Origin of the sequence: Allocoleopsis sp. (genome assembly GCF_036703385.1) — a bacterium.
In the GTDB taxonomy this organism is placed as follows: Bacteria; Cyanobacteriota; Cyanobacteriia; order Cyanobacteriales; family Coleofasciculaceae; genus Allocoleopsis.
In genome coordinates, this window is sequence record NZ_DATNPA010000633.1 from 1 (window position 1) to 3,491 (window position 3,491).

At 47.4% G+C, this 3,491-nt stretch carries 3 protein-coding genes; all 3 read right to left on the reverse strand.

All coding sequences use genetic code 11. The features are described from left to right. A partial coding sequence (psbQ, locus tag V6C93_RS30070) for a photosystem II protein PsbQ (RefSeq protein ID WP_333480355.1) occupies nucleotides 1–442 on the reverse strand: 442 nt, incomplete at its 3' end. Nucleotides 443–718: 276 nt separating this feature from the next. Then, entirely contained in the window at nucleotides 719–1,426 is a 708-nt protein-coding gene (locus V6C93_RS30075) for a PHP domain-containing protein (RefSeq protein WP_333480356.1), read from the reverse strand. A 437-nt stretch (nucleotides 1,427–1,863) separates the two neighbouring features. Further along, on the reverse strand, nucleotides 1,864–3,102 hold the full coding sequence (locus V6C93_RS30080) for a HetZ-related protein (RefSeq protein WP_349262884.1): 1,239 nt from the start codon (nucleotides 3,100–3,102) through the stop codon (nucleotides 1,864–1,866). Nucleotides 3,103–3,491 lie beyond the last annotated feature (389 nt).

Genomic DNA, 3,491 nt, shown 5'->3' on the forward strand with positions numbered 1-3,491 from the left:
CAGGAATCACCTGCAAAAACGCATCAAAGTCTTTCAATGCCGCTCGGTAGTTGTCTAGAGCCTTCTGATAATTTCCGCTAGAAGAGGCGAGGTCAATGCTTTCCAAGCGGGCGAATAAGTCTTTTGCTGCCTCCCTCGCTGCCTTTTGATCTTTGGGCAGGAGTTCACGAGTAATGTAGCTCATTTTCTGCCGCAGTTCACCCAATGGGCCATGAATAAAGGAGCCTACCTCAGTCCAATCTCGGTTTTGAATGTCGGTTTCAAGGATTGAAATTTTATCGCGCAGATCAGTCACGGTGCCAGCATATTTTTGAATCTGCGCCATCTTTTCAGGTGTGTAGGTAGGCGGCTTTGTGGCTGTCGGGCTACTACAGCTCACTAAAAAAGCCATCACCATTGCCAGCATGACAGCTAGAAGCGATCGGTAACTTTTGTTAACCATGTGTTTCGCAATTCACCAAGGAATCGGGAGATTTACAGAGTTTTGCCTGCAATATAGCTCAAAATCAGCACTTTTGTTTCCCACCTATGTTGGATTTACACAAATTATTCCAATTGTCTTTACCAGCCACCTAGAGCATCGGTTCAGTAACCAAAATGATAGGTAGGGGCGAAGCATTCGGAGGTCAATTTATCGCTCAAACCCTAGATTTTTCGTCCGAATACTTCGCCCCTCCAGAGGTAAAAATACCCTACCGATTATTACTGAAGCAGACTTCTAGAGACGCATCAACAAATTCGTACCGTGAGTATCCGTGCCGCAGGTATTCAGCAGATTGTAGGCAGCACTTAACTGTTTCACTTGCTGTGTTTGCGTGGGGCTGGGTTTCCAGGGGTTCGGGTTGCCGTAAGCGTAGTATGTTTCGACGCCATCTATGCCTAAATGGGCTACAGCAGGAATTAACTCTACCGCTGGGCGTCGGTAACGTGCTGGGTGAGCTAAAACAGCCAAACCGCCCGCCTGCTGAATAGCAGCAATCACCACTGCCGCCTTAGCTTCGTTGTGTCGAGGCGCTTCGCCTTGGAGATAATGTTCTATAGCAGGATGCTTGGGATCGAAGGCGTAGCCGAGGATATGAACATCAGTACCTAGTAATTTAGATGTGATTTCAACACCAGTCCAGAGGTGGGGATAGGGTTGGGAAGGCGCTGATTTGTGCAAGTATTCCAACCAATCTTGAGTGACTTGGTAGCCCCCGATAGTATGGTGATCGGTGATAGCGAATCCTTTAATACCAATGGCGATCGCCTGCTTGATCAATTCTTCTGGCTTTAGCTGACCATCAGAATAGATAGTGTGCATGTGAAAGTTGTAGGAACAGGGACAACTATCTGGCTGCATGTTTTCCCAGACCTGCCTGAGCGCTTGTTTATCTTGTGCTGCTATCTGGGGTGAAGCTAAAGCCTGAGCAATGTTGACCGCCATAACTGCCTGCTTGTCGTTGGGTGTGTTGATGATGACGAGATACTACCTGCAATCGAGAGAGATTATCAGCCTATATTAGGTAAGCGATCAGGGGTAAGCAATAATTATTTTTAATTGTTAACCTTACCTTAGCAAAAGTAAGTAGCAATTAGACTCGTGAGACTCGCTAGTAGGAGAAAACTTGGATGTGTTGCAAGCTCATCATTTATTTTCTGGTTCCACTAAATATTGCCAAGGGGCTCTCAAAATCCGGGAATAAAGTATTAAGTGGATGGAGTTTAATCATTCCGTAGATGGCTCTAGCGGAAATTCTTTCATCAAGGTGATACTGTTTATGCCGCAAGATGCAGGATTAAGCAAGAGTTAAGAGCTGAAAGTCTAACCCCTCTAATTGATAACCATCAACTCTTAACCGTAAACTCATTCTTGCTCACCCTTTATTCCTCGCTTTTGCCTGTTGAATTACGAGCCTTCCAAGCGATTTCCAGTAAAGCTGTCCAGCGCTTTTGTACTTGCTTAGGGGTACAGCCTAGAGCTTTGGCGATCTCTTTATCGGTTTTTTGAGCATGTTTGAGTGACAACAAATGCTGTTGTTGCTCGTCGAGTTCCCCAACAAACCCGTCCCAGCGATCGGAGGACATTCCCAGCTTCTGATCGAGGTCTGCTCCTAGCCATTGGTGTACCAGCTTCCAGTGAGACGAGCGAGAGAATTTCTCCACATGGTACTTAAAACGCTGTTGTAAGTAGTCCCTTTGTCTGGGAGTTAGACCAAGAATTTCATCGATATCCGGTGCAGCGAGGTCTTGTAATTTTAAGACTAGGTAATCTGCACAATCGGAGTGACCCTGAGATTCCAGATATTGAACCAGTTCGGAGACGACGCGATCGCGCAGGACGGCTTCGCTGGGGTCAACGGTGTCAGAAATCAGACGCAATCTTACCTGCTGCATGGCAGGAGAGCGGCTGTGTTCCTGTGCTTCCTCGCCTTTGGCAAACTCAACCGCTTGTTCGATATCCAGGGGTGTTTCGCTGGGTTGCCGTTTGGCAAAGCTCTGCGCTCTGAGTACAATCAGTTGCTGGCTATTGCGGTTAGGCAACTGGATACGACGCTTGGCATACTGCTCGGTAAACGCCATGTACTCAGCGAGTTCGAGTTGGGTACGAGGAGTGTAGTCAGCCTCCACCTCATTTTCCCGTCGAAAGGCTTTGAGAGACTCTGCATAAAAGTCTTGCAAGAAGTCCTCAATTAAGTTGTACCGAGCGGAAAAACTTAACTGGGATTGAGAGGGTGCCACATGGCGATAAATCATCACGCTGAGGTGGCTGTGTAATTCGACACGACCTTGCTTTGAGCCGAGTTTGTAGTATGATAGACACTTCTGCAGCCGATGACGTGCCAGTGTTAGCTGCCAGGAACGGATTTCACCGGAAGTTTGGATGCGATCGCTCTTGCGGCAAATCCGTTCCACCTCCTGCACAATCCGGTTTACCACGGATTGAGTGCGACGAGAATCTAACCCAGTGTGCGATACCGAACCATTGCTCTTGAGGCCAGAGCGCATCTCCTCCAGTAAAATCTCCTTGAGAGCTTGAGATTCAGTTCCTTGGAGAATTTCCGGAGCGTTGAAGTGGCTTTGGGAAGTTTGATGGATAGAATTAGCTGTTTTGACGTTCATGGTATTGCCCCTAGAGACTTCTATTGATGAACCGTGACGAGACTCAACAGAGGGAGGATTTAGCGGGGTGGCTTCTGCAAGACTCACCTTCTGTTGCTCTCCACACTTTGAATGTAGGCTGCTACCCTGAACTTTACTTGTGCATTAGTGCCAGAACTCTCAGAGCACTATATTTTGTCTGCCACTAGGACAGTTGCTCACCCGACATGGAAAACTCTGTAACTCTTTGACTTAACTGCATTTCAACGATTTCATCCGAAGACATCGACGCCTTTGTTAGAGTGACACCTCAACAACTGGATCAAGATACTTCTTCGTGTTCGTAATCCCCTGACTTCCGCTTGTAGCCCATGTTTCGGTTACCAGGGCGCTGGCGTTACAGCAAGAAG